Raw genomic sequence first — 23,813 nt, forward strand, 5'->3', positions numbered from 1 at the left:
CAGGATTAGCGCGCGGAAATGGCGTCGACGACGGCGGCCAGCGCGGCGCCAACCTTTCCGGCGTCGGTCCCTCCACCCTGGGCAACATCGTCCTTGCCGCCACCGCCACCGCCGAGAACGCCGGCGGCGATCCGGACCAGCGCACCGGCTTTGACGCCGGCCTCCCTGGCTGCCTCGTTGGTGGCCACCAGGATCAGCGGACGGTCGTTGGCGACACCGGCGACGGCAACCGCGGAGGCCGCCGAGCCGAGCCGGTTGCGCAGGTCCAGGGCCAGGCCGCGGAGGTCGTCGGCTCCACTGACGGTGCCGGCGTCGTGGGCCAGCACCTTCACTCCCCCGGCGTCCTTGGCCGTGTCCACCAGCCGCGCGGCAGAGGCGGCCAACTGTTCCTTGCGGAGCCGGTCCAGTTCCTTCTCGGTGGCCTTCAGCTTGGCCAGCGTGGCGGAAATCCTGTCGGCGAGCTGGCCGGACGGGACTTTCAGCAGGTCGGTCAGTTCGGTCACCAGGGCCCTCTCGGCGGCAAGGTGGCGGAAGGCTTCCATGCCCACGAAGGCTTCCACGCGCCGGTTGCCTGAACCGACGGACTGTTCGCCCAGGAGGGACAGGCTGCCGATCAGCGAGGTGTTGGCAACGTGGGTGCCGCCGCAAAGCTCGCGCGACCACGCGCCGTCGATTTCCACCACGCGTACTTCGCTGCCGTAGTTCTCGCCGAAGAGGGCCATGGCACCCATGGCCTTGGCCTCGGCCAGGCCCATGATCTTCGTTTCCACCGCGTAGTTGTTGCGGATGGCAAGGTTGGACACCTCTTCGATTTCCGAACGCGTCGCCGTGCTCAGGCCTTCGCCCCAGGCAAAGTCGAAGCGCAGGTAGCCGGCCTTGTTGAAGGAGCCGCGCTGGGTGGCCTCCGGCCCGAGGATCTGGTGCAGGGCGGCATGCACGATGTGCGTGCCCGTGTGGGCCTGCTCGGCGGCGTGCCGGCGTTCACGGTCGACGGCGGCGCGCACCAGCGAGTCCGCGCCGATCTCGCCTTCGCGGACAATCGCCTTATGTACGCTCAGGCCCTTGATGGGGCGCTGGACGTCCAGGACCTCGACGACGAACCCGTCACCGGTGATGAGGCCGGTGTCGGCAGCCTGGCCGCCGGCCTCGGCGTAGAACGGGGTTTCGGCGAGCACGAGTTCGATTTCGTCGCCGGTGGCAGCCTGCTGGACCTTGCGTCCGGCGCTCAGGAGGCCGCGGACACGGGACTCGCCTTCGAGTTCGGTGTAGCCGGTGAAGACCGTCTCACCCTGGCCCAGGAGCTCCTGGAACACGGTGACGTCGGCGTGGCCGCCCTTCTTGCCCTTGGCATCTGCCTGGGCGCGCTGGCGCTGTTCCTGCATCAGGCTGCGGAAGGCAGCCTCGTCAACCTTCAAGCCCGCCTCTTCGGCCATCTCGAGCGTGAGGTCGATGGGGAAGCCGTAGGTGTCATGGAGGGTAAAGGCGTCCTCGCCGGACAGCGGCTTGTTGGCTGCCTTGGATTCCTTCACGGCGTCCTCAAGCCGCGCAGTACCGGACGCAATGGTGCGCAGGAACGCTTTCTCCTCGGCGTAGGCGATGCGGCTGATCCGGGCGAAGTCGGTGTCAACGACGGGGTACACGCCCTTCATGGCATCCCGCGACGCCGGCAGCAGCTCCGGCAGGCAGGCCTGTTCGACGCCCAGCAGGCGCATGGAGCGCACGGCACGCCGGATCAGGCGGCGCAGGACGTAGCCGCGGCCCTCGTTGGACGGGGTGACGCCGTCGGAGATCAGCATCAGGGCCGAGCGGATGTGGTCGGCCACAACCCGCATCCGGACGTCGTCCGTGTGGTGGGGGTCCTCGGGAGTCTCAGCGGAGGTGTACTCCTTGCCGGAGAGTTCCGCGGCCTTGTCGATGACCGGCCGGACCTGGTCGGTCTCGTACATGTTCTCGACACCCTGCAGGATCATGGCGAGGCGTTCCATGCCCAGGCCCGTGTCGATGTTCTTCTTGGGCAGCTCGCCCACGATGTCGAAGTCCACCTTGGAGCGCACGTTCTCGATCTGGTACTGCATGAACACAAGGTTCCAGATCTCGATGTAGCGGGTCTCGTCAGCCAGCGGGCCGCCTTCGATGCCGTAGGCCGGTCCGCGGTCGTAGTAGATCTCCGAGCAGGGCCCGGCAGGACCCGGCTGGCCGGTGGACCAGTAGTTGTCCGACTTGCCCATCCGCTGGATGCGTTCAGCGGGGACGCCGGTGTTCTTGAGCCACAGTTCCTCGGCTTCGTCGTCCTCTTCGTAGACGGTCACCCACAGCCGCTCGGGCGGAAGGCCGTAGCCGCCGTCGTCAACGCTCGTGGTGAGCAGCTCCCACGCGAACTTGATGGCGTCTTCCTTGAAGTAGTCACCGAACGAGAAGTTGCCGCACATCTGGAAGAAGGTGCCGTGCCGGGCCGTCTTGCCCACTTCTTCGATGTCACCGGTGCGGATGCACTTTTGCACGCTGGTGGCACGGGAGTAGGGCGGTTCCTCACGGGCGGTGAGGTAGGGGATGAACGGGACCATGCCGGCCACCGTGAACAGCAGCGAGGGGTCGCTGGATACCAGCGATGCGGAGGGAACCGCCGTGTGGCCCTTGCTGACAAAAAAGTCCACCCAGCGCTTAGTGATCTCCTGCGACTTCATGAGCTGTTTTCTTACCCTTCGTGGTCCGCGGCTCCTGCCGGGCGCGGAAAGTTAATTCAGGTGGCGGGATCCGGATTGGTTCCTGCCGGTTTTCGTTGGCTGCCGTTGCTTGCCCCGGGGCTCAGCGGCGCACCAGTTCCGCGGAGTCGACGCCCAGTGCGGCGCGGAGGTCGGTCTCACGCTCGCGCATTCCGGCCCGGACGGCATCAGCGAAGTCGTAGACGCCGTCTGCCAGGCGCCCAACAGCACGGTTGAGGCCTTCGGGTCCGAGGTTGGCCTGCGCCTCGGTGACTTTACGGAACGCGATGACGCCGATGGCTACGCCAATTCCCATCCAAACAATTCTTTTCATGTTCGTTCTTTTCGAATCTAGCGGCTGCGGCGGCCGGCTGCGGGCTTCCTGCGGTTCGCGAAGGCGCTGCGCACGCCGTAGCTGAACGCGGCCACCTTGATCAGCGGCGAACCCACCGTGGCGGCGACCAGCGAAGACAGGGCGGAAATGTTGGCGGATGCATCCGAGACGTTGGACGAGATGCCGTCGACCTTCTTCAACTGCTGGTTGGTGGTCGAAACGGTGGCGGTGACCTCGTCCATCAGGGGCGTGGCGCCGTCACTGATGGACTTGATGGCGGTGCGCACCTCGTCGAACACACTTCCCAGCTTCAGGATGGGTACCGCGAGCAGCAGCACCAGGAGCGCGAACACCCCGGCAGCGATCAGGCCGGCAATATCGCCACCAGACATAGACGTTCATCTCCTCGAAATTCCGTGGTCGGGTTCCATCCTGGCCGGGCCCGGAAGGCCCGATGCGCAGATGTCCCCCAAGTACCTTACATACAAAGAAGCCCGTGGCGCTTGCCACGGGCTTCTTTGGATACGCTGCTGGGATTTAGCGTGCGTAGAATTCGACGACGAGCTGCTCTTCGCAGGTCACCGGGATTTCCGAACGCTTGGGGCGGCGGACCAGGCGGGCCTGCAGGGCTTCCAGCTTGACGTCCAGGTAGGCCGGAACGGCAGGCAGGACGTCGCGGTGGGCACCGGCGGCGGCAACCTGGAGCGGAACCATGGTCTCGCTGCGGCTGTGGACGTGGACCAGTTGGCCCTCGCCGACGCGGAACGACGGACGGTCAACGCGGACGCCGTCAACCATGATGTGGCGGTGCACAACCAGCTGGCGGGCCTGGGCGATGGTGCGGGCGAAGCCGGCACGCAGGACCAGGGCGTCAAGGCGCATTTCGAGCAGTTCGATGAGGTTCTCACCGGTCAGGCCCTTGGTGCGGCGGGCTTCTTCGAAGGCACGGGTCATCTGTGCTTCGCGGATGCCGTACTGGGCGCGCAGGCGCTGCTTTTCGCGCAGACGTACGGCGTAGTCGGAGTCCTGCTTCTTGCGGGCGCGGCCATGCTCACCGGGGCCGTACGGGCGGCGCTCCATGTACTTGGCGGCCTTGGGGGTCAGAGCGATGCCGAGGGACCGCGAGAGGCGGGCCTGACGGCGAGCACGAGTGTTGTTAGCCACTTGTGTCCTTCCAATATCTGCGGTGTGTCAGTGTTACTGGCCTCCACGATGGAGAGCATCGGCCAACCGCTGCCTTTTGCTACTGGGCACAGGGCATAACCTTCTCAACGGTAAAATTGGGGAGATTGTGCGCCGGGCCTTGCCAGACAAACATATAGCCTACCACGGCAGCTACGTGCCCCTCACAATCTTCCGCAGCCGCTCCAGCCGCACGGCGATGTCCCGTTCGGCTCCATTGCCCGTTGGCTGGTAGTAGTCCCGCCCCACCAGGTCATCCGGCGGATACTGCTGGCTGGCCACCCCGTGCGGAGCATCGTGGGCGTACTTGTAGCCCACACCATGGCCCAGCTGCTTGGAGCCCGGATAGTGTGCATCGCGCAGGTGGGCGGGGATTCCGACCCCGAGGCCGGCCCGCACATCGGCGATCGCCTTGTTGATGCCCATATAGGCGGCGTTGGACTTCGGCGCGGTGGCCAGGTGGACCACTGCCTCGGCCAGGATGATCCGCCCTTCCGGCATCCCGATCAGCTGCACTGCCTGTGCTGCGGCCACCGCCGTCTGGAGCGCGGTGGGATCCGCCATGCCCACATCCTCTGCCGCGGAAATGACGATCCGCCGGGCGACGAACCGGGGGTCCTCCCCCGCTTCGAGCATCCGCGCGAGGTAATGCAGTGCGGCATCCACGTCGGAGCCCCGGATGGACTTGATGAAGGCGCTGGCCACGTCATAGTGCTGGTCGCCGGCCCGGTCGTACCGTACCGCGGCTGCGTCCAGGGCACGCTCGGTGTGGCGCAACTCCACCGTGACCGGCTCGGTGGTGCCGCTGCCCTCCGGGACGGAACGTTCGACGTCGTCCGCGTCCCCGAAGGCAACCCCCGCCGCGGCTTCCAGCGCCGTCAACGCCCGGCGGGCGTCGCCGCCGGAGAGCCGGACCAGGTGGTCAAGGGCCTCGTCGCCAAGCCTGACCTTGCCGCCGAGACCGCGGGGGTCTTCCACGGCCCGCACCAGCAGGCCCTCTATATCGGCGTCCGTGAGTGGCTTGAGCGTCAGGAGCAGGGACCGTGACAGCAGCGGGGAGACCACGGAAAAGGACGGGTTCTCGGTAGTGGCCGCCACCAGGACCACCCAGCGGTTTTCGACCCCTGGCAGCAACGCATCCTGCTGGGCCTTGTTGAACCGGTGGATCTCGTCCAGGAAGAGCACGGTGGTGGTCTTGTAGAGGTCGCGGGCCGTCAGGGCGTCGTCCATGACGCGCCGGACGTCCTTGACCCCTGCCGTGATGGCGGACAGTTCAACGAATTTTCGTCCGGGCCCGCGGGCAATGACATGCGCAAGGGTGGTCTTGCCGGTGCCCGGGGGTCCCCACAGGATCAGCGAGCTGGGACCCGCCGGGCCTGCGGCGTCGGCTCCCGCCGCCAGCTGCCGCAGGGGTGAGCCCTGGCCGAGCAGGTGCTGCTGGCCCACCACCTCATCCACGCTGCGCGGCCGCATGCGCACCGCCAGCGGGCTCCGCGGCGATCCCTGTCCGCGTGCACCCTGTCCTCGCGCGCCTTGTCCTCCGGTACCGGCGCCTGCCTCGGCGACGGCATCGTCGTCGTCGTCGTTTCCTGGGCCGTGCCCGAAGAGATCATCCACATAGATAGGCTACTTCCAGTCCCCTCCTGCATTTTCCCGCCCCCACCACAGCGAAGGAACACTTATGCCCGCCACCGCTTCCGCCGGCGGCCCGCCATCGGTCCGGACGGCATTCGTGGCCGGCGCCCGGCTGGCCGGCTGGGTGGAACGCTTCGGCTCCTCCCACGGCGGCTTCCGGTTGCGGGATGACGACGACGGTCTCCGGCTTTTGGCCGCTGACGGCACTGAGGCGCTCCTGCAGGCGCCGTGGCCGGCTGACGGCCGTCCCGGACGCGGCAACGGCCCGGTGGATCGGCTGGCCGCCCTTGCGTCCCAGCCGCGCCGGCTGGGACTGCTCCTGGTGCGTCGGGGCGGCTACGGCGTCGGGGTGGCATGCGAAGGCATGCTGCTGGCGTCCAAGGCCGGGACCCGGTACGTTCAGTCGCGTACCGCGGCGGGCGGCCAGTCCCAGCAGCGGTTTGCCCGGCGCCGTTCCAACCAGGCGGATGCCTTGGTGGCCTCCGTGGCGGAACAAGCGGCTGGGGTATTCGGTGGTGCGCCGTTCGAGTACGTGGTGCCGGGCGGTGACCGGGCCCTGGCTGACCTTGTCCTGCAGCAACCGCCGTTGCGGCCCTATCTCCCGCTGCCCCGGCTCGCACATCTCAACGTCACTGAGCCGCGGGCGGCCGTGCTGAAGAAGGCGGCGGCGCACGCCTGCTCCGTCCGGGTCACGGTAACCGACCCGTCCGGCTAACGTGGGCCGCCGCCTGGTCAGCAGCCCGTCAGCGGCCGGCGGGGCCGCTCCTGGCGGTACAGGTAGCGCCCGTACTCACTGAAGCCCGCCCTTGAATAGAGCTCCCGGGCACCATGGTTCTGCGCCGTCACCAGCAGCCAGAAGTCCGTCATACCGTGGTCGACGCCGGCATGCAGCAGCGCATGGAGAATGGCTGCCGCAAACCCCTTGCGGCGCGCGCCAGTCCGTGTGGCCATGCCATACACCCCACCGAGGGTGCTGCCGGCAGGCATGGCAAGGCGTCCGACGGCGGCGGCGCGGCCGTCGCTGTCCCGCGCCAGGGCGTACAGCGACGGGCAACCTTCGAGGATTGCCCGTGCGGTGCCCAAGGCATCCTTGCCGCCGCGGCCGTCCACCTCCCACCAGACCCGCAGCCAGTCCTCGGACGGCATCGGTGCCAGTTCAACCGCCGCGCCGTTATGGCCGCCTTCAGGGGTACCGCCCGCGGCCGCGCTGCGTGTCATGACCACGGTCTCGGACTGGCGGGTGAACCCCTCGGCGTCGAGCAGGTCCTGGAGCGCTGCCGTGGCGGGGTGGTCGAACAGTTGGAAGATCACGGGCAGCCGGCGGAGGCGGTACCAGGCCCTTGCTTCGGCGAGCAAGGCGGCCAGGTCGCCGTCGGAGTGGCCGTCCTCCAGGACACGCGGCCAGATGGAGTTGGCCCGCTGCGTGACGCCATCCGCCGCCCGGAGCACCCAGTTTCCGGCCTCCTGCCGTTCCCGGGCCGGCCACGCTGCATCCATGGCAGATTCGAGTTCCAGGGCACTGGGTTTCACATCGTCCGGGCTCGCCACCGGCATTCCTTCCTTAACGGCCGAAGGTCCCCCGGTTTCCCCGGGGAACCTTCGGTGACGGACGGCGCCCTGCGGCTGCCGTCCTTCGTCTACTTCTTTTCTTCCGGCTTCTTAGCCTCCGGCTTGAAGTCCACGCCGGCCTCTTTGCGCTGCTGCGGCGTAATGGGCGCCGGAGCCTCGGTCAGGGGGTCATGGCCGCCGCCGGACTTCGGGAAGGCGATGACGTCGCGGATGGACTCCACGCCGGCGAGCAGCGAAACAACGCGGTCCCAGCCGAAGGCGATGCCGCCGTGCGGGGGTGCGCCGTACTTGAAGCCCTCCAGCAGGAAGCCGAATTTGGTCTGCGCGTCTTCCTTGTCCAGGCCCATGAGCTCAAAGACCCGTTCCTGGACCTCACGCTGGTGGATACGGATGGAGCCACCGCCGATTTCGTTGCCGTTGCACACGATGTCGTAAGCGTAGGACAGCGCCGATTCCGGGTCCTTGTCAAAGGTGTCCAGGAACTCGGGCTTCGGTGAGGTGAAGGCGTGGTGGACGGCGGTCCACTTGCCGGCACCGACGGCGACGTCACCGGAGGCGATGGCGGCGGCGGCAGGCTCGAACATCGGTGCGTCCACGACCCAGCAGAAAGCCCATGCGGTGGGGTCGATCAGGCCGGTGCGGTGGCCGATTTCCACGCGCGCGGCGCCCAGCAGGGCACGCGATGGCGTCTTCTCGCCGGCGGCGAAGAAGATGCAGTCGCCGGGCTTGGCGCCGACGGCGTCGGCCAGGCCGGCGCGTTCGGTGTCGGTGAGGTTCTTGGCCACGGGGCCCGCGAGTTCGCCGTCTTCCTTGTAGAGGACGTAGGCCAGGCCTTTGGCGCCGCGCTGCTTGGCCCATTCCTGCCAGGCATCCAGGGCGCGGCGTGCCTGCGAAGCGCCGCCGGGCATCACGACTGCGCCGACGTAGGGGGCCTTGAAGACGCCGAAGTTGGTGTCCTTGAAGAATTCGGTGAGCTCGGTCAGTTCCTGCCCGAAGCGAAGGTCAGGCTTATCGGAACCGAAGCGCGCCATGGCGTCCGCATAGGTGATGCGCTCGATGGGGGTGGGGATGTCGGCACCGATGAGCTGCCATACGGCCTTGACGATGTTCTCGCCCAGCCGGATGATGTCGTCCTGGTCCACGAAGCTGGCCTCGATGTCCAGTTGCGTGAATTCCGGCTGGCGGTCCGCGCGGAAGTCCTCGTCCCGGTAGCAGCGGGCGATCTGGTAGTACTTCTCAAAGCCGCCCACCTGCAGCAGCTGCTTGAACAGCTGCGGGGACTGTGGGAGGGCGTACCAGGAACCCGGTGCCAGGCGGGCCGGAACCAGGAAGTCGCGGGCACCTTCCGGCGTGGAGCGGGTCAGCGTCGGGGTCTCGATCTCCACGAAGCCCTCGTCGTGGAGCAATTCACGGGCCACGCGGTTGGCCTCGGAGCGCAGGCGCAGGTTCCGGCTGGGGCCCGGACGGCGGAGGTCGAGGTAGCGGTGCTTGAGGCGCGCTTCCTCGCCCACCTCGACGTGCTCGTCAATCTGGAAGGGCAGCGGGTCCGACGTGTTGAGGATGGTGACGTCCTCGGCGATGACCTCAATCTCGCCCGTGGCCAGCGCCGGGTTCTCGTTGCCCTCGGGGCGGCGGGAAACAGTGCCCTTGACCTGCAGGACGTACTCGTTGCGCAGGCCATGGAAGACCTCTTCTTCACGCACCACCACCTGCGAGACGCCGGAAGCATCGCGCAGGTCCACGAAGGCCACACCACCGTGGTCACGACGGCGGCCCACCCAGCCGGCCAGGGTTACGGTTTGTCCAATGTGCTCGGAACGGAGGGATCCGAGGTCATGTGTGCGCAGCACAGCACGCCTTTCTGCGGGAAAACAGTGGGAAGTTCAATATGATCGTTCCGGGAACGATCCCGTCCGAGTTTACCCGCTGGAAAGGTACTGCCGCCTCATGGCCCAACCCCAGCAGCTCCAACGCCGGCTCGGCGCCTTCGATGCCACCGCCATAGGCCTTGGCTCCATGCTGGGCGCCGGCGTGTTCGTGGTGTTCGCCCCCGCCGCAGCCCTGGCCGGCAACCTGCTGGCCTGGTCCGTGGTCCTCGCCGGTATCGTGGCATACTGCAACGCTGTTGCCTCCGCGGCGCTTGCCGCGCGGTACCCCACCAGCGGCGGCACCTATGTCTACGGCCGGAAGCAACTGGGTGAGTGGCCCGGCTTTGTCGCCGGATGGGGATTCGTCACGGGGAAGACCGCGTCCTGCGCGGCCATGGCCTTGACTTTCGGCAGTTACGTCGCACCGGGCTATGCCGTGCCGGTGGCCGTCGCTGCCGTGGTTGCCCTGACCGGCATCAACCTCTTGGGGATTACCCGCACTGCCCAGCTCACGCGGATCTTGTTGTGCGTGGTCGTGGCGTCCCTGGTGTTCGTCGGAGTTGCCGCAGTCCTTGGCCCGCATCCCGCGGCGGACGCGGCCGGTCCGGGTTCCGGTGGCCCGGCGGGGGTCCTGCCGGCAGCCGGGCTGATGTTTTTCGCCTTCGCCGGGTACGCGCGGATCGCCACACTGGGCGAAGAAGTCAAAGATCCCTCCCGCACCATTCCGCGGGCCATTCTGGCCGCGCTGGCCTCCGCCTTCACCATCTACCTGCTGCTGGCCCTACTTTTGCAGGCCCACCTGGGAGACCGGCTCGCTGCTGCCAGGACTCCCCTCCTGGACGCGGTATTGGCATCGCAGCTGGCGGCGGGTGCACCACTGGTGCAGGTGGGCGCCGCCGCCGCATGCCTGGGCGCCCTGCTCGCGCTGATCACCGGCGTCGGACGCACGACGCTGGCCATGGCGCGGGAAGGTGACCTTCCCCGCACCCTGGCCAGGGTGGGCGGGGCGCACACCGTTCCGTTCGTCGCGGAACTGGCCGTGGCCGCCGTCGTGATCCTGCTCCTGCTGACCACGGACGTAATGACCGTGGTGGGCTTCTCAAGCTTCGGGGTGCTGGTGTATTACGCCGTTGCCAACGCCTCCGCCTACACCCTCGGTTCGCATCCGGCCTATGCGCCGCGCTGGCTGAACGCGGCGGGCTTCCTGGGGTGCGTGGTGCTGGCCTTCACGCTGCCGCCGGCTCCCCTGCTGACCATGGCAGCGGTCCTGGCCGCGGGTATGGCCGGCCGTTGGCTGGTGCTGCGCTTCAGGCAGCGCCAGCACGGCCGGCCGCGCGGCCGCTAGGCCGACGCCGGTGCGGTGGCCGTGGTGCTCACCTGGACGGTGAGGTCCTCCAGCGGCGGGGCCCAGCTCTCCGGGGCTGCCACCACCTGTTCACCGGTCCGGATGTCCTTGACCTGGTGCGTGCCGTCGTCGTCCGTGAACCATACGAACGGGATTCCGCGCCGGTCGGCGAACTTGATCTGCTTGCCGAATTTCTCCGCTTTCGCCGCGACCTCCGTGGGGATGCCCCTGCTGCGAAGCAAAGCAGCAACGTCCTGCGCTGCGCCCCAGCTGTCGTCGTGGCTCAGGGCCACCAGCACGGCGGTGGGCACGGAACGGGAGGCCCTGGCCAGGTCCTGGCTGAGGATCCGGGACACAAGGCGGGTGACGCCGATGGACAGGCCCACCCCGGGGAACTTCCGGTTGCCCTTGGACGCCAGTGCATCGTAGCGGCCGCCGGAGCAGATCGATCCCAGCTGTTCATGGCCTACCAGGACGGTCTCCACGACAGTGCCCGTGTAGTAGTCCAGGCCGCGGGCGATGCTCAGGTCCGCCAACACCTTGCCGGGGGCGCGCTGCACGGCGGCATCGATTACCTGCTCCAGTTCATCCAGGCCCTCGTCCAGGAGCTCGTCGCTGACGCCCAGGGCGCGGACCTTCGCCACGAACGAGGTGTCTTCCGTGCGGATGGCCGCCAGCTGCAGCGCCTTGGCTGCCTGCTCGTCGGTGGCACCGAGCTCTGTCTTCAGGAGCTCCGCCACCTTGGCAGGACCGATTTTTTCGAGCTTGTCGATGCTGCGCAACACGCCCGCGGTGTCATCGAGCCCGATCCCCCGGTAGAAGCCTTCAGCCAGTTTGCGGTTGTTGATCCGGAGGCGGAAGTCCGGGATGGGAAGCGCGCTGAGCGCCTCAGCGATCACCAGGGCAATCTCCACGTCGTAGCGGAACGGCAACTCACCGTCGCCCACAACATCGATATCCGCTTGGGTGAACTCCCGGGCCCGGCCTTCCTGGGGCCGCTCGCCGCGCCACACCTTCTGGATCTGGTACCGGCGGAACGGGAACGCCAGGTACCCGGCGTTTTCAACGACGTACCGGGCAAACGGAACCGTCAGGTCAAAATGCAGGGCAAGGGCGTGTGGATCGGCCTTGCCGCCCTTGACGGGGTTGTCGCTCTCGTCCTCCTGCAGCCTGCTGAGTCCGTACACTTCCTTGTCGATCTCTCCCTTGCGCAACAACTGGCCCACCGTTTCCACGGCGCGGGTTTCGATCGAGGCAAACCCGTGCAGTTCAAAGACCCGGCGCAGGGTATCGAGCACGTGCAGCTCCACCAGCCGCTCCTCGGGAAGCCACTCGGGGAATCCGGACAGGGAGGCGGTGCGTGCCATGGGGAAAGTTCTCCTTACGGTGAAAGGTGCGCCGGGGGCTGCCCGCGCGCCGCTCCAAGGCGACGTTCGGCGGCAGCACAGCCAGCCATGCATAAACTATGTGCGGCAGCCAGTTTATGCGCCATCCGTGTGCATCTCTAATGCAGCGGACCGGCGCTGATGGCGGCCCCACCTGCGCCCGGCGGCCATCCGCCGGGCATCAGCAGCCCGACGACGAGGAGGACCCTTGGCGGCCAGTTCACGCAGTGCCCGCGAAACAAAACGGCGCATCCAGCAAATGGAGGCCAAGCGCGAGCTGCGGCGCAGCCAGGAGAAGCGGCGCAAACGCGACAACCTCGTGGCCGCCGGCGCGGGAGCCGCCGCCGTCGCGCTCGCCGTCGTGCTTCAACTCACCGCCTTCGCCGGAAATCCCACCGAGGACGAATACGCTGCCGCGCAGGCCGGGCTGACCGACCCGTCGGCGTCCGCAAGCGCCTCCGCCACCCCGTCTCCGCAAGTATCCAACGGGGCGAACATTCCCGCAGCCGAGACCGCCGCCGGCAAGACATTCTCCGGTGAGCTGTCGCTGAACGGCAGCCCCCTTGGCGTGGAAGTGGACGGCACCAAGGCGCCCCAAGCGGCCGCAGTGTTCAAGTCACTCAGCGACCAAGGCTTTTTCAACGGCAAGACCTGCCACCGCTTGACCACGGCGGACCAGTTCGGTGTCCTGCAATGCGGCTCCGCCAACGGTGACGGCCAGGGTGACCCGAACTACACCTGGGGCCCCTTGGAAAATGCCCCTGCCGACAACAAATATCCCGCAGGAACCATCGCCGTGGCGCGGAGCGGCAACAACGCCTACGGAAACGGCACGCAGTTCTTCATTGTCTACAAGGACACTGTCATCAATCCTGACTCTGCCGGCGGCTACACGGTGGTGGGCAAAGTGACCTCCGGGCTGGACGCAGTGACCAAGATTGCCGCCGCAGGTATTAAGCCCGGGGCCAGTGACACAGACGGCGCACCGATCCAACCAGTCACGATAGACTCGTTTTCTCTGAAGTAGGACGCCGGGCCCAAGCGGACACGGTGCAGTACGTGAGTATTTCCCTCCAAGCGAAAGACTTTTAGCGGTGACAGACAGTCAGAAATCCGACGAAACAGCAACAGACCTGACCGTGGCGGCGGCCTCGGACATCAGCGAAGGCGCCGGCACCGAAGCAACCAACCCACCGGCATCCGCAGCCCCGGAAGAGGCCGCTCCCGAGGAAACGCCTTCCGCAGCACCTGCTGCGGGCCCCCGGCCTTCCGCGCCTTCTCCTGCCGCGTTTGCGTCGCGCCCGAAGCCTGCTGCAGCCGCTCCTGCCGCCGCACCCGTTCCTGCCGCTCCCAGCACGTCCGTCGCCGAGGCCTCCAAGTGGGGCCGGGTGGAAGGGGACGGCCACGTTTACCTGACGATCGACGGCGGTGAGCACCCGGTTGGGCAGTACCCCGGCGTCAGCGGCGAGGAAGCCCTGATCTACTTCGCCCGGAAGTACGACGACGTCGTGGCACAGATCGTGCTCCTGGAACAGCGGGTCAGCTCCAAGGCTCCCAGCACTGACATGCAGAAGACCGTGACCCACCTGCACGAGCAGCTCGCCGAGCGAAACATGGTGGGCGACCTCCGCGCCGCCGAGGCCAGGCTGGAAAAGCTGGCCGGCCAGATCACGGAACTCGAGAAAGCCGAAAAGGCCGAGCACGACGCCGTCCGCGCCGCCGAACTCGCGGCCAGGGAAGCCATCGTGGCTGAAGCGGAGGAGATCTCCGGCCAGGATCCCGCGCAGACGCAGTGGAAGACTTCCAGTGCCCGGATGAACGAGTTGTTCGAGAACTGGAAGGCCGCGCAGAAGAGCGGTGTCCGGCTGGGCCGCAGCAACGAGGATGCACTGTGGAAGCGGTTCAGGGCTGCACGTACCGTCTTCGACCGCCACCGCAGGGCGTATTTCTCGCAGCTGGACAGCAACAACTCGGCGGCCAAGGCCGCCAAGGAGAAGCTGATCGCCGAGGCTGAGGCGCTGTCCACCTCGACGGACTGGGGCTTCGCCGCCGGAGAGTACCGCCGGCTGATGGACCAGTGGAAGGCATCGCCGCGCGCCAGCCGGAAGGACGACGACGCACTGTGGGCCCGGTTCCGCGCCGCCCAGGACGTGTTCTTCACCTCCCGCCAGGCTGCCAACGACGAGATTGACCAGGAGTACACGGCCAACCTCGCCGTCAAGGAGGAGCTGCTGGCTGAGGCCAACGCGATCCTCCCGGTGAATGACCTCGCGGCCGCAAAGAAGGCACTGCAGTCCGTCCGTGACCGTTGGGAAGAAGCAGGCAAGGTGCCCCGGGCAGACATGGGCCGGATTGAAGCAGGCCTGCGGAAGGTGGAGGACGCCGTCCGCCACGCCGAGGAAGAGCAGTGGCAGCGGTCCAACCCGGAGCGCAAGGCCCGCACCAACAGCGCCCTGTCACAGCTGGAGTCCGCCATTGCAGGGCTCCAGGAGGACCTCGCAAAGGCAGAGAAGAGCGGCGACCAGCGCAAGATCAAGGCCGCCCAGGAAGCCCTCGAAGCCCGCCAGGCATGGCTGGACCAGATCCAGCGCTCGGCCAGCGAGCTGTCCTGACGCTTCCCCTGACTGACGCGGGCCCGGTCCGGTTATCCACATAACCCGGACCGGGCCTGTGCTCGTTAACGGCCATCCGGGCAGGATGGGGACATGGCCACAGCACCAGTTCCTCCGGCTCCCGGGCAACCCAGCACTTCCGTTGCGGGCACTTCCGTTGCGGGCACTCCCGGTGCAGGCAGCCAACTCCAGGGCACAGACGCCGCCTCAGCGCCCCGTTTTCCGGAGCTCTACGCCCCAGGGGCTCCCTTTGCTGCGCCCGAACTGCAGTCCCTCGCCGCCGACGGACTGCTGGCCCGGTTCCACCAACACGGCTACACCCTGCCCGGGATGCCCGCCTCGCCGAAGCTCCGGGCCCGGGCGGCCGCCGCAGTGGTCCCCGCGGCGGTACGGCAACGTGTGGTGGCCGGCCGGATGACCGCTGCCTGGATCTTCGGTTGTGCCGCGGAACCTGACCGGCTGGCACTGCTGGTGGATACGAAACGGAGGGTATCGAGCCTGCGGAACACGCGCGGCTGCACCCTTCACGAAGTGAAGCTTGGTCCGCTCGATGTCATCAGCCTGGGCGGGCTGATGGTCTCCACCCCGCTGCGGACGGCGCTGGATATTGCCCTGCACGTGGATGCGGAACGAGCCCTGCCTGCCCTCACGGCCTTACTGGCCAGGCCGCAGCAGGACGTGGGACTCCGGCTGCTTGTCCGTGCCATCGAAGCCACACCCCGGGTTCCCCACAAGCGGGCAGCGCTGGAAAAACTGGCGCTGCTAGCTCCGGCGCTTGTTCCCGGTGGTGCGGTAGACATCGAACACGCCGTCGATCCGTCGGACCGCGCTCAACACGTGGCTGAGGTACTTGGGGTCGCCCATTTCAAAAGCGAACTTTGAGATGGCCACCCGGTCGGTGGACGTGTGGACACTGGCCGCCAGGATGTTCACGTGGTTCTCCGACAAGACGCGGGTGACATCGGAGAGCAGCGATTTGCGGTCGAGCGCCTCTACCTGGATTTCCACCAGGAACACGCTTGACTGGGTGGGCGCCCAGTCAACGTCCACGATCCGGTCGGGCTGGTCCTTGAGGTCCGAGATGTTGGTGCAGTCGGTGCGGTGCACGGAAACGCCCGAACCCCTGGTCACGAACCCGAGGATGGGATCCGGCGGCACGGGGGTACAGCAACGGGCCAGCTTCACCCAGACGTCGCCCACGCCGCGGACCACAACGCCGGAATCGGAGAAGCGGGCCTTGCTGACCTGGGTGGGGATGCTGACTTCTTCGACGTCGTCATCGGCGCTTTCGTTGCCGCCCAGGCTCTCGATGAGCTTTTCCATGACGGACTGGGCCGAGGTGTGGCCGTCACCCACGCCCGCGTAGAGGCCGGAGATGTCGGTGTACTTGAATTCCTCGGCCACGGCAGCCAGGGCCTCGTGGGTCATCAGCCGCTGCAGCGGAAGGTTCTGCTTCCGCATGGCGCGGGTCAGCAGTTCCTTGCCGCGGTCGATCGCCTCTTCGCGGCGTTCCTTGCTGAACCACTGCCGGATCTTGTTGCGGGCCCGCGCGCTTTTGACGAAGTGCTGCCAGTCCTGGCTGGGGCCGGCGCCCTCGGCCTTCGAGGTGAAGATCTCCACCCAGTCGCCGTGGTTCAGTTCGCTGTTGAGCGGAACCAGCTTCCCGTTGACGCGGGCGCCGATGGTGCGGTGCCCAACTTCGGTGTGCACGGCGTAGGCGAAGTCAACGGGCGTCGATCCCGCCGGCAACGCCATGACCTCGCCCTTGGGGGTGAAGACGAACACTTCGCGGGCGTTGATTTCAAAGCGGAGCGAGTCCAGGAACTCTCCGGGATCGGATGTCTCCTGCTGCCAGTCCACCAGGGAGCGCAGCCAGCCCATGTCGCCGTCGCGCGGGCTTCCGGGGCCGACGGCGGTGCGGTTCGGCTGGTCTTTGTACTTCCAGTGTGCGGCCACGCCGTATTCGGCCCGGCGGTGCATTTCGTGCGTCCGGATCTGGATTTCCACCGGCTTGCCGCCGGGGCCGATCACGGTGGTGTGCAGGGACTGGTACATGTTGAATTTGGGCATCGCGATGTAATCCTTGAACCTGCCGGGCAACGGGTTCCAGCGCGAATGCATGGTGCCCAGGGCTGCATAGCAGTCCCGGACGGAGTCCACCAGGACACGGACACCCATGAGGTCATTGATGTCGTCGAAGTCCTTGTCGCGGACAATCATCTTTTGGTAGATCGAGTAATAGTGCTTGGGCCGGCCGGTGATGGTGGCCTTGATGCGGGCGGCACGCAGGTCCTCGGTGATCTGGTCGCGGATGACGCCCAGGCTCTTTTCCCGCTCGGGGGTCCGGTCCCCCACCATCCGGACAATCTCTTCGTACACCTTGGGATAGAGCGCCGCGAAGGACAGGTCCTCCAACTCCCATTTGATGGTGTTCATGCCCAGGCGGTGCGCGAGCGGAGCGAAAATCTCCAGGGTCTCCCGCGCCTTGCGGGCTGACGACTCAGCGGACACGAACCGCCAAGTGCGCGCATTGTGCAGCCGGTCCGCCAGCTTGATCATCAGCACCCGGATGTCCTTGGCCATGGCGACGACCATCTTGCGGACCGTCTCGGACTGAGCGGCTTCGCCGAAACTGACCTTGTCCAGTTTGGTCACGCCGTCCACCAGCATGGCCACTTCGGGCCCGAAGTCCCGTTTCAGGTCCGCCAGGGTATACGGGGTGTCCTCCACGGTGTCATGCAGCAGGGCCGCTGCCAGGGTGGTGCCGCTGAGCCCTAGTTCTGCCAGGATGGTGGCGACGGCCACTGGGTGGGTGATGTAGGGGTCGCCACTCTTGCGTTTTTGCCCGCGGTGGCTTCGCTCGGCGACGTCGAACGCGCGCTGGATGAGGTCGAAGTCCTCTTTGGGATTGTTGGCCCGGACCGTCCGCAGCAGTGGTTCGAGGATGGGCGAGTATGTGGCCGTCCCCCGTCCGGTCAGGCGGGCAAGCCGGGACCTGGTGCGCTCACGGCGGCCGGGAAACGTGGCGCGCGAGCCTGAATTGTCCACGGGAACCAACGAACCGGGGCGCGCCGAAGATGCCATACCGGCCTGTACACCGGCAGGATTCTTATCATCCTCTGCCGTAGGCGCCGACGCCGATCGTTCTTCCAATGAAGCACCCCTCACCACCATTTAATTACCCCAGTCTATTCCCCAAGGCAGTGACTTTTATAACCGGCCCCGCATATGCGAAGACCGGGCAACGCAGAGGATGCGTTGCCCGGTCTTTCGGGAGTAACGGGTGCCGTCGGCGGCGGATCAGGCTTGGGCCGGCGAGGCCGGAACTGGCCGTTCCGCCGCACCCGCCCGCCGTTGTTCCACGCGCCGCGCCTGCTTGACGAGGTCCGGTTCGCCCTGGCGGAGCCACGCGTACATCGGGGCGGCCACGAAGATGGTCGCGGCGGTGCCGATGAGGATGCCGACGAACAAGGCCAGCGACAGGTCGCGCAGGGTTCCCGCACCCAAAAGCCCGGCCCCGATGAAGAGAATGGCTCCGACGGGGAGGATGGCCACCATCATGGTGTTGATGGAACGGACCAGGGTTTGGTTGACGGCAAGATTGACCTCCTCGCCGAAAGTCCGGCGGGTGGAGGCATCAATGCCGGAGGTGTTTTCCCGGATCTTGTCGAAGACCACCACGGTGTCATACAGCGAGTAGCTGAGAACCGTGAGGAAGCCGATGATGGCCGACGGCGTGACCTCAAAGTCGCTGAGGGCGTAGACCCCGGCGGTGATGAACATCGTCACCGCCATGCCGGCAAGAGCCGACAGCGACATCTTCCAGGTGCGGAAGTAGAGGGCCATCAGCAACGCCGCGAGGAGCACGAAGACCGCCAGGCCGATCAACGCCTGCTTGGTCACGTCAGCACCCCAGGTGGGACCGACGAACGTGGATGTCACTTCGTTGTCGGTGACTCCGTAGGCCGTGGTCAGGCCTTGCTTGATCTTGAGGGTTTCGTCATCGGTCAGCTTGTCGGTCTGGATCCGCATGGTGTTGCCCGCGACGTTCGCCACGCGGGGGACACTGCCGGCCACCACATCGGTGACGGCGCGCTCACCCACGATGGCGTCGGTCGTCTTAACATTGGAGACCGTGAATTCAGAGCCGCCCCGGAATTCGATGCCGAGGTTGAAGCCGCCCTTGGCCACCGGGATGAGGATGGACAGGGCCACTGCCACGGCAGCGATGAGGAACCAGATCTTCTTGGCGCCCACAAAGTCGTAGGAGCGCTTTCCGGTGTAGAGCTCGTTACCAAAACTGGCGAAGCCTGACATTACTTGTTCTCCTTCGCGGAGGTCTTCGACGAGCCGGCGAGCTGTTCCTGCTTCTCCGCCAGGCGCCGTTCGGCGATGGTCATGCGTCGTTCGGCCTCGGCTGCGGCACCGGCATTCTTGCCGCGCACCGCCATGGGCCGGTCCTCCGGGGTCCGGATGCGACCGGCACCGCGGTACAGGGGCACCGCTCCGAGCCGCTCCGGATCCAGGCCGGAGAACTTATGGCCCTCACCGAAGAACTTGGTGCGCGCCAGGAGCTGCAGCGTGGGGTGCGTGAACATGAACACCACGATGAGGTCGGCGATGGCTGTCAGGCCAAGGGTGAAAGCGAACCCCCGCACGTTGCCCACAGCGACGAAATACAGGACCAGCGCAGCGAGGAGGTTGACCGCCTTGGAGGCCAGGACGGTGCGCTTGGCGCGCTTCCAGCCGTTTTCGACGGCGGACACCAGGCCGCGGCCCTCACGCAGTTCGTCACGGATGCGTTCAAAGTAAACAATGAACGAGTCCGCCGTCTGGCCGATGGCGACGATAATGCCCGCGACGCCCGCCAGGGACAGCCGGTAGTTCTCGGTCCAGCCGAGGATCGCGATGGCCAGGTAGGTCAGGGCTCCGGCCACCACCAGGGATGCGATGGTGACAAATCCGAGCGCCCGGTACTGGAACAGCGAGTAGACCACCACAAGGAGGAGGCCGATCAAGCCGGCCAAAAGGCCCATACGCAGCTGTTCACCACCGAGGGTGGCCGAAATCTGCTGCTCGCTTTGGATGTCGAAGCTGATGGGCAGAGCCCCAAAGCGCAGCTGGTCGGACAACGCCTTGGCGGTTTGCTCGGTGAAGCCGCCCGTGATCTGCGGGCGTCCGTCAGTGATGACTGCCAGCGAGCGGGGAGCGGAGATGACCTGATCGTCAAGCACAATGGCGAACTGGGACTTGGGATCGGTGCCAGACTCGCCCCCAGCGGCGACGTAGAACTGGTTCAGGCGCTCGGTGACGTCCTTGAACTTGGCCGTGCCTTCGGCGTCGAACTGGATGTTCACGGCCCAGTCATTGGTGACCGCGCCTTGCGCGCCCTGCTGCAGCTGGAAGGACGAGGTGACGATGTTCGTTCCCTTGACCTCCACCGGCCCCAAAATGTACTTGATGGCAGGGGTTTTGGCGGTGGCGGGTTCGCAGGTTACCAATGGCTTGGTGGGATCTGACCGCTGTGATTTCTCGGCTGCGGCGCTGTTGCAGTCCAGCGCTTCGAACTGCTTGTAGATTTCCGGCGTGATCCAGTTGGTGTCGCTGCTGTTGGCCGGCGCAGCGGTCGGCTTGGGCAGCTGGTCGTCCGGGGTCTGTGATTCCGGCGGCACCGCTGCTCCGTCACCGTTGAGGATCACGGGGCGGAAGTTCATGTCGGCGGATGCCTGGATCAGGTTCCGGGTTTCAGCCGAGGGCGTGCCGGGAAGGCTGACCACCACGTTGCGGCCGGACTGGGTGCTGATTTCCGCTTCGGAGACGCCAGAGCCGTCCACGCGCTGGCGGATGATCGCCACGGCCTGGTTGAGTTGCTGTTCGTTAATGTCCGAACCACCCTCAACCTTCGGCGCCAGGATCATCTGGGTGCCGCCTTCGAGGTCCAGGGCCAGTTTGGGTGCCCAGCTGGCTTGTCCGGCGATGGTGCCGCCCGCCAGGACGGCGGTCAGTGCTGCCAGGAGTACGCCAAGCCAGACCAGGACGCGCAGCCCTGGTTTCTTGCGGCCAGTTCGTGCCATTGTCGATCTTTCTCTTATTCGCGGAAGAACCGCCGGCGCGGGCTGCAGCCTGCGCCGGCGGCAATCCGCAGCGGTAGAGGGAGGAAAGGAGCCAGCGGGCCTAGCTGTCCTTCTTGCCCTCGTCGTTGAGGCGCTTCAGGGTTTCCTCGGGAGTCTCAGTGCCCGTCACTGGGCTGCCCGTCTCCGGGGTGGTGAGCGAGGAAGCATCGTCGGGGACGGCAGGCGAGGCGGCGGCCGGCTCAGCTGCAGGCTCGACCACCTTGGTCACCGCTTGGCGGTGCACGGTGGCAAGGTTTCCGGGGGACAGTTCAAGGGTGACCTTGTTCTCTGCTTCGTCGATGTCCACGATCCGGCCGAAAAGGCCGAAGCTGGTCATGACCTCCACGCCCGGGGCAAACTTCGACTGGAGCTCTGCCTGCTGCTGCTGCGTCTTCTTGTTGCGGCGGAACATCATGAAGATGAAGACGCCGAGCATGACGAACAGGAGAATTGACATTGGATCCAAGGGGAATTCCGTTCTTTTGCGTGGGTGTTGCCGGTTTTCCAGCGACGTCGGCCTCGCTTCAGCCGGGGCGGGATGTAGATGCAGGCAAAGCCTGACGGTTCCTTCCCCAAGCGACGGAGGCGTCAGGGCCACCGGCGAAACAAAGCGCCGAACGTGCCGGGCGTCATACCAGTCTAAAGGGAAAAGCTGAAGGCAGCCTGCTATTGGCCTTCCGGGGCCCATTCGCCGGCGCCGGCGGCTTCTTCCCCGGAATCGAAAAGGTCCAGCTGTTCCTGCGCGAAGACTCCCGACGGGATGGCGTAGCCCAGGTGCGTCCAGGCGGGCGCCATGGCGATCCGGCCGCGGGGGGTCCGCCCCAGCAGGCCCTCGCGGACCAGGAAGGGTTCCGCCACCGTCTCCACGGTTTCGGTTTCTTCACCGACGGCGATGGCGAGCGTGGACAGGCCTACGGGGCCGCCGCCGAACTTGGTGATCAGGGCCTCAAGGACGGCCCGGTCCAGCCGGTCAAGGCCCTTCTTGTCCACTTCGTACATGTCCAGGGCGGCTGAAGCTGCCCGTGAGTCGATCTGCTCGATGCCGTGCACCAGCGCCCAGTCCCGGACCCGGCGCAGGAGCCGGTTGGCAATGCGGGGGGTGCCACGGGAACGGCCTGCGATTTCGGCGAAACCCGCGGAGTTCACTTTCAGGTCCAGCAGGCCGGCGGAGCGCCGCAGGACCAGCTCAAGTTCGGGAACGGAGTAGAACTCGAGGTGGCCGGTAAAGCCGAACCGGTCCCGGAGCGGGCCCGGGAGCAGCCCGGCCCGGGTGGTGGCGCCCACCAGGGTGAACGGCGGGAGCTCCAACGGAATGGCGGTTGCGCCGGCTCCCTTCCCCACCACGATGTCCACGCGGAAGTCTTCCATGGCCATGTACAGCATTTCTTCTGCGGGCCGGGACATGCGGTGAATTTCGTCCAGGAACAGCACCTCGCCCTCCGACAGGGAGGACAGGATCGCAGCGAGGTCGCCGGCATGCTGGATGGCGGGGCCGCTGCTGAGCCGCAAGGGCGCATTCATCTCCGCGGCAACGATCATGGCCAGCGTGGTCTTGCCGAGGCCGGGAGGCCCCGAAAACAGCACGTGGTCCGCCGTCCGCCCGCGCATCCGGGAGGCCTGCAACACCAGGGACAGCTGCTTGCGGACCCGGTGCTGCCCAACAAAATCATCGAGGTTCTTAGGCCGCAGCGCCGCCTCGATGGCCCGCTCTTCCGGCTCCTCCCCCGCCGCAACCAGGGACGGTTCAGCCACGGCTGCCTACGCGGTTGCCTGCCCGGGCACCGTCCTGGCCCAACCAGCGGAGCGTGGTGCGCAGGATCTCCGGAACATTGCCGCGGAAGGAGACCTCGGGTTCGTCGGCCAAGGCCTTCTCGATGCTGCCCGACGCGTCTTTTTCAGACCAGCCAAGGCTGGTCATCGCCGCGATTACCTGCGGCTTCCAGGCGGCCTCGGCGGGGGTTGCGGCACCGGCCGAGGGAGCGGTCCCGTGCGGAACAAGCTTGCCGGCCAGCTCCAGCACGATCCGGCCCGCCACCTTGGGACCGATCCCCGGAACCTTGGTGAACGTCTTGCTGTCCCCCGTGTGCGCGGCGACGCGGATAGCCTCCGGCTCATGGACCGCCAGCACGGCAAGGGCAAGCCTGGGTCCGACCCCGCTGACACTGAGCAGGACGTCGAAAACCTCGCGTTCGTCGTCGGAGGCGAAGCCGAAAAGCGTCAGCGAATCCTCCCGTACGATCAGTGACGTGAAGAGCTGCCCCTGTTCACCCACCTGCAGCCGGCTGAGGGTCTGCGGCGTCGCGTTCACGCTCATGCCTGCGCCATTGAGGTCGATGACGGCCGTGGACAGGCCGACGTGCGCTACGGTTCCGCGGAGGAAACTGATCAAGGCCGGGCTCCCGTTGTATCGCCGGCCTCGCAGTGAGCACCCGGCTATCCGAACATATCTACGAATACCCTAGCAAGCGGCAGGGACATTCAGCGTGCGCGGCGCGCCTTGGCCTCAGCTTCGGCCCACGCCCGCTGGGCCGGCGTCAAGGACGAACTGCCCGGCCCGGTGGTCGCCACGGCCGCACCGCTCCCGGCCCGCCACGCGTGGGTGATGGCCAGAGCCAGCGCGTCGGCGGCATCAGCCGGCCGCGGCGGCGCCTCGAGGCGGAGGATCTTGGTGACCAGCTTGGTCACGGCGTCCTTGTTGGACGAACCGCTCCCGGTGACCGCCGCCTTCACTTCCGACGGCGTATGGAGGGCCACCGGGATGCCGCGGCGGGCGGCCGCCGCGATGACGACGCCGGACGCCTGCGCCACGCCCATGACGGTGCTGACGTTCAGCTGCGAAAAGACGCGTTCGACGGCGAGGACCTCGGGTTCGTACCGGTCCAGCCACTCGTCGATGGCGGTGGCGATCACCAGCAGCCGCCGGTCCAGCGATTCCTCGGGCGAGGTGCCCACCACACCGACGGCCACCATGGTGGCCCTGCGGTTCCGCTCGACGTCCACCACGCCGATCCCGCAACGGGTCAGGCCGGGGTCGACGCCCAGGACGCGGAGCGTCAACGCCGGTGCCG

At 66.8% G+C, this 23,813-nt stretch carries 20 protein-coding genes; 5 read left to right on the forward strand and 15 right to left on the reverse strand.

The window, feature by feature from the left end; genetic code table 11:
• Nucleotides 1-5: 5 nt before the first annotated feature.
• The 5 genes from alaS to AC4EEV_RS01635 all read right to left on the reverse strand — a co-directional run bounded on the left by alaS (nt 6) and on the right by AC4EEV_RS01635 (nt 5,835).
• The gene (gene alaS / locus AC4EEV_RS01615) at nt 6-2,684 is read right to left on the reverse strand and encodes an alanine--tRNA ligase (RefSeq protein ID WP_018761436.1); all 2,679 of its coding nucleotides are present in this window, start codon (nt 2,682-2,684) and stop codon (nt 6-8) included.
• A 121-nt stretch (nt 2,685-2,805) separates the two neighbouring features.
• The gene (locus tag AC4EEV_RS01620; RefSeq protein WP_018761437.1) at nt 2,806-3,018 is read right to left on the reverse strand and encodes a hypothetical protein; all 213 of its coding nucleotides are present in this window, start codon (nt 3,016-3,018) and stop codon (nt 2,806-2,808) included.
• A gap of 35 nt (nt 3,019-3,053) precedes the next feature.
• Nucleotides 3,054-3,428: a DUF948 domain-containing protein gene (locus AC4EEV_RS01625; protein ID WP_018761438.1), complete on the reverse strand. Its 375-nt coding sequence runs from the start codon at nt 3,426-3,428 to the stop codon at nt 3,054-3,056.
• A gap of 145 nt (nt 3,429-3,573) precedes the next feature.
• Nucleotides 3,574-4,200 (reverse strand): 30S ribosomal protein S4, encoded by a 627-nt coding sequence (rpsD, locus tag AC4EEV_RS01630; RefSeq protein WP_009357431.1) that lies wholly within the window; start codon nt 4,198-4,200, stop codon nt 3,574-3,576.
• A 171-nt stretch (nt 4,201-4,371) separates the two neighbouring features.
• The gene (locus AC4EEV_RS01635; protein ID WP_491329995.1) at nt 4,372-5,835 is read right to left on the reverse strand and encodes a replication-associated recombination protein A; all 1,464 of its coding nucleotides are present in this window, start codon (nt 5,833-5,835) and stop codon (nt 4,372-4,374) included.
• Between the two features lie 64 nt (nt 5,836-5,899).
• Between AC4EEV_RS01635 and AC4EEV_RS01640 the strand changes: the two genes are divergently transcribed.
• On the forward strand, nt 5,900-6,568 hold the full coding sequence (locus AC4EEV_RS01640; RefSeq protein WP_491329996.1) for an acVLRF1 family peptidyl-tRNA hydrolase: 669 nt from the start codon (nt 5,900-5,902) through the stop codon (nt 6,566-6,568).
• 17 nt (nt 6,569-6,585) lie between these two features.
• Here the strand turns inward: AC4EEV_RS01640 and AC4EEV_RS01645 are convergent, their stop codons facing one another.
• Nucleotides 6,586-7,407: a GNAT family N-acetyltransferase gene (locus AC4EEV_RS01645; protein WP_491329997.1), complete on the reverse strand. Its 822-nt coding sequence runs from the start codon at nt 7,405-7,407 to the stop codon at nt 6,586-6,588.
• 83 nt (nt 7,408-7,490) lie between these two features.
• Nucleotides 7,491-9,272 carry an aspartate--tRNA ligase gene (aspS, locus tag AC4EEV_RS01650; protein ID WP_109044539.1) on the reverse strand — a complete coding sequence of 594 codons (1,782 nt, stop codon included), beginning with the start codon at nt 9,270-9,272 and terminating at the stop codon, nt 7,491-7,493.
• A 97-nt stretch (nt 9,273-9,369) separates the two neighbouring features.
• Here aspS and AC4EEV_RS01655 point away from each other — a divergent pair, with 97 nt between their 5' ends.
• On the forward strand, nt 9,370-10,635 hold the full coding sequence (locus tag AC4EEV_RS01655) for an APC family permease (protein WP_491329998.1): 1,266 nt from the start codon (nt 9,370-9,372) through the stop codon (nt 10,633-10,635).
• Here the strand turns inward: AC4EEV_RS01655 and hisS are convergent.
• Nucleotides 10,632-12,002: a histidine--tRNA ligase gene (gene hisS, locus AC4EEV_RS01660; RefSeq protein WP_491329999.1), complete on the reverse strand. Its 1,371-nt coding sequence runs from the start codon at nt 12,000-12,002 to the stop codon at nt 10,632-10,634. The genes AC4EEV_RS01655 and hisS overlap by 4 nt on opposite strands.
• Before the next feature lie 226 nt (nt 12,003-12,228).
• On the opposite strand from hisS, the gene AC4EEV_RS01665 reads away from it, so the two are divergent.
• The 3 genes from AC4EEV_RS01665 to AC4EEV_RS01675 all read left to right on the forward strand — a co-directional run bounded on the left by AC4EEV_RS01665 (nt 12,229) and on the right by AC4EEV_RS01675 (nt 15,514).
• Nucleotides 12,229-13,047 carry a peptidylprolyl isomerase gene (locus tag AC4EEV_RS01665; protein ID WP_018761445.1) on the forward strand — a complete coding sequence of 273 codons (819 nt, stop codon included), beginning with the start codon at nt 12,229-12,231 and terminating at the stop codon, nt 13,045-13,047.
• A 67-nt stretch (nt 13,048-13,114) separates the two neighbouring features.
• Nucleotides 13,115-14,632: a DUF349 domain-containing protein gene (locus tag AC4EEV_RS01670; protein ID WP_491330000.1), complete on the forward strand. Its 1,518-nt coding sequence runs from the start codon at nt 13,115-13,117 to the stop codon at nt 14,630-14,632.
• Between the two features lie 93 nt (nt 14,633-14,725).
• The gene (locus AC4EEV_RS01675; protein WP_491330001.1) at nt 14,726-15,514 is read left to right on the forward strand and encodes a type IV toxin-antitoxin system AbiEi family antitoxin; all 789 of its coding nucleotides are present in this window, start codon (nt 14,726-14,728) and stop codon (nt 15,512-15,514) included.
• Here the strand turns inward: AC4EEV_RS01675 and AC4EEV_RS01680 are convergent.
• The 7 genes from AC4EEV_RS01680 to ruvC all read right to left on the reverse strand — a co-directional run bounded on the left by AC4EEV_RS01680 (nt 15,395) and on the right by ruvC (nt 23,802).
• Nucleotides 15,395-17,785, reverse strand: coding sequence for a RelA/SpoT family protein (locus AC4EEV_RS01680; RefSeq protein ID WP_285246179.1), 2,391 nt, complete (start codon nt 17,783-17,785; stop codon nt 15,395-15,397). The genes AC4EEV_RS01675 and AC4EEV_RS01680 overlap by 120 nt on opposite strands.
• A 147-nt stretch (nt 17,786-17,932) precedes the next feature.
• Nucleotides 17,933-18,949 (reverse strand): protein translocase subunit SecF, encoded by a 1,017-nt coding sequence (secF, locus tag AC4EEV_RS01685; RefSeq protein ID WP_491330002.1) that lies wholly within the window; start codon nt 18,947-18,949, stop codon nt 17,933-17,935.
• Nucleotides 18,949-20,706, reverse strand: coding sequence for a protein translocase subunit SecD (gene secD, locus AC4EEV_RS01690; protein ID WP_109044534.1), 1,758 nt, complete (start codon nt 20,704-20,706; stop codon nt 18,949-18,951). The genes secF and secD overlap by 1 nt, the downstream gene beginning before the upstream one ends.
• 100 nt (nt 20,707-20,806) lie before the next feature.
• Nucleotides 20,807-21,202 carry a preprotein translocase subunit YajC gene (gene yajC, locus AC4EEV_RS01695; RefSeq protein ID WP_018761450.1) on the reverse strand — a complete coding sequence of 132 codons (396 nt, stop codon included), beginning with the start codon at nt 21,200-21,202 and terminating at the stop codon, nt 20,807-20,809.
• A 209-nt stretch (nt 21,203-21,411) separates the two neighbouring features.
• Nucleotides 21,412-22,497 (reverse strand): Holliday junction branch migration DNA helicase RuvB, encoded by a 1,086-nt coding sequence (gene ruvB, locus AC4EEV_RS01700; RefSeq protein WP_018761451.1) that lies wholly within the window; start codon nt 22,495-22,497, stop codon nt 21,412-21,414.
• Complete coding sequence (ruvA, locus tag AC4EEV_RS01705) at nt 22,490-23,134, reverse strand: Holliday junction branch migration protein RuvA (RefSeq protein WP_285246180.1); 645 nt, start codon at nt 23,132-23,134, stop codon at nt 22,490-22,492. The genes ruvB and ruvA overlap by 8 nt, the downstream gene beginning before the upstream one ends.
• A gap of 89 nt (nt 23,135-23,223) precedes the next feature.
• Nucleotides 23,224-23,802, reverse strand: coding sequence for a crossover junction endodeoxyribonuclease RuvC (gene ruvC, locus AC4EEV_RS01710; RefSeq protein ID WP_018761453.1), 579 nt, complete (start codon nt 23,800-23,802; stop codon nt 23,224-23,226).
• Nucleotides 23,803-23,813: the final 11 nt, after the last annotated feature.

This window comes from Pseudarthrobacter sp. MOO14 (assembly GCF_058267675.1).

Coding starts and splice junctions, on each gene's coding strand:
- alaS (WP_018761436.1), bottom strand. CDS start 2,684: ATGAAGTCGCAGGAGATCACTAAGCGCTGGGTGGACTTTTTTGTCAGC.
- AC4EEV_RS01620 (WP_018761437.1), bottom strand. CDS start 3,018: ATGGGAATTGGCGTAGCCATCGGCGTCATCGCGTTCCGTAAAGTCACC.
- AC4EEV_RS01655 (WP_491329998.1), top strand. CDS start 9,370: ATGGCCCAACCCCAGCAGCTCCAACGCCGGCTCGGCGCCTTCGATGCC.
- hisS (WP_491329999.1), bottom strand. CDS start 12,002: ATGGCACGCACCGCCTCCCTGTCCGGATTCCCCGAGTGGCTTCCCGAG.
- AC4EEV_RS01625 (WP_018761438.1), bottom strand. CDS start 3,428: ATGTCTGGTGGCGATATTGCCGGCCTGATCGCTGCCGGGGTGTTCGCG.
- secF (WP_491330002.1), bottom strand. CDS start 18,949: ATGTCAGGCTTCGCCAGTTTTGGTAACGAGCTCTACACCGGAAAGCGC.
- yajC (WP_018761450.1), bottom strand. CDS start 21,202: ATGTCAATTCTCCTGTTCGTCATGCTCGGCGTCTTCATCTTCATGATG.
- AC4EEV_RS01645 (WP_491329997.1), bottom strand. CDS start 7,407: ATGCCGGTGGCGAGCCCGGACGATGTGAAACCCAGTGCCCTGGAACTC.
- secD (WP_109044534.1), bottom strand. CDS start 20,706: ATGGCACGAACTGGCCGCAAGAAACCAGGGCTGCGCGTCCTGGTCTGG.
- AC4EEV_RS01640 (WP_491329996.1), top strand. CDS start 5,900: ATGCCCGCCACCGCTTCCGCCGGCGGCCCGCCATCGGTCCGGACGGCA.
- AC4EEV_RS01675 (WP_491330001.1), top strand. CDS start 14,726: ATGGCCACAGCACCAGTTCCTCCGGCTCCCGGGCAACCCAGCACTTCC.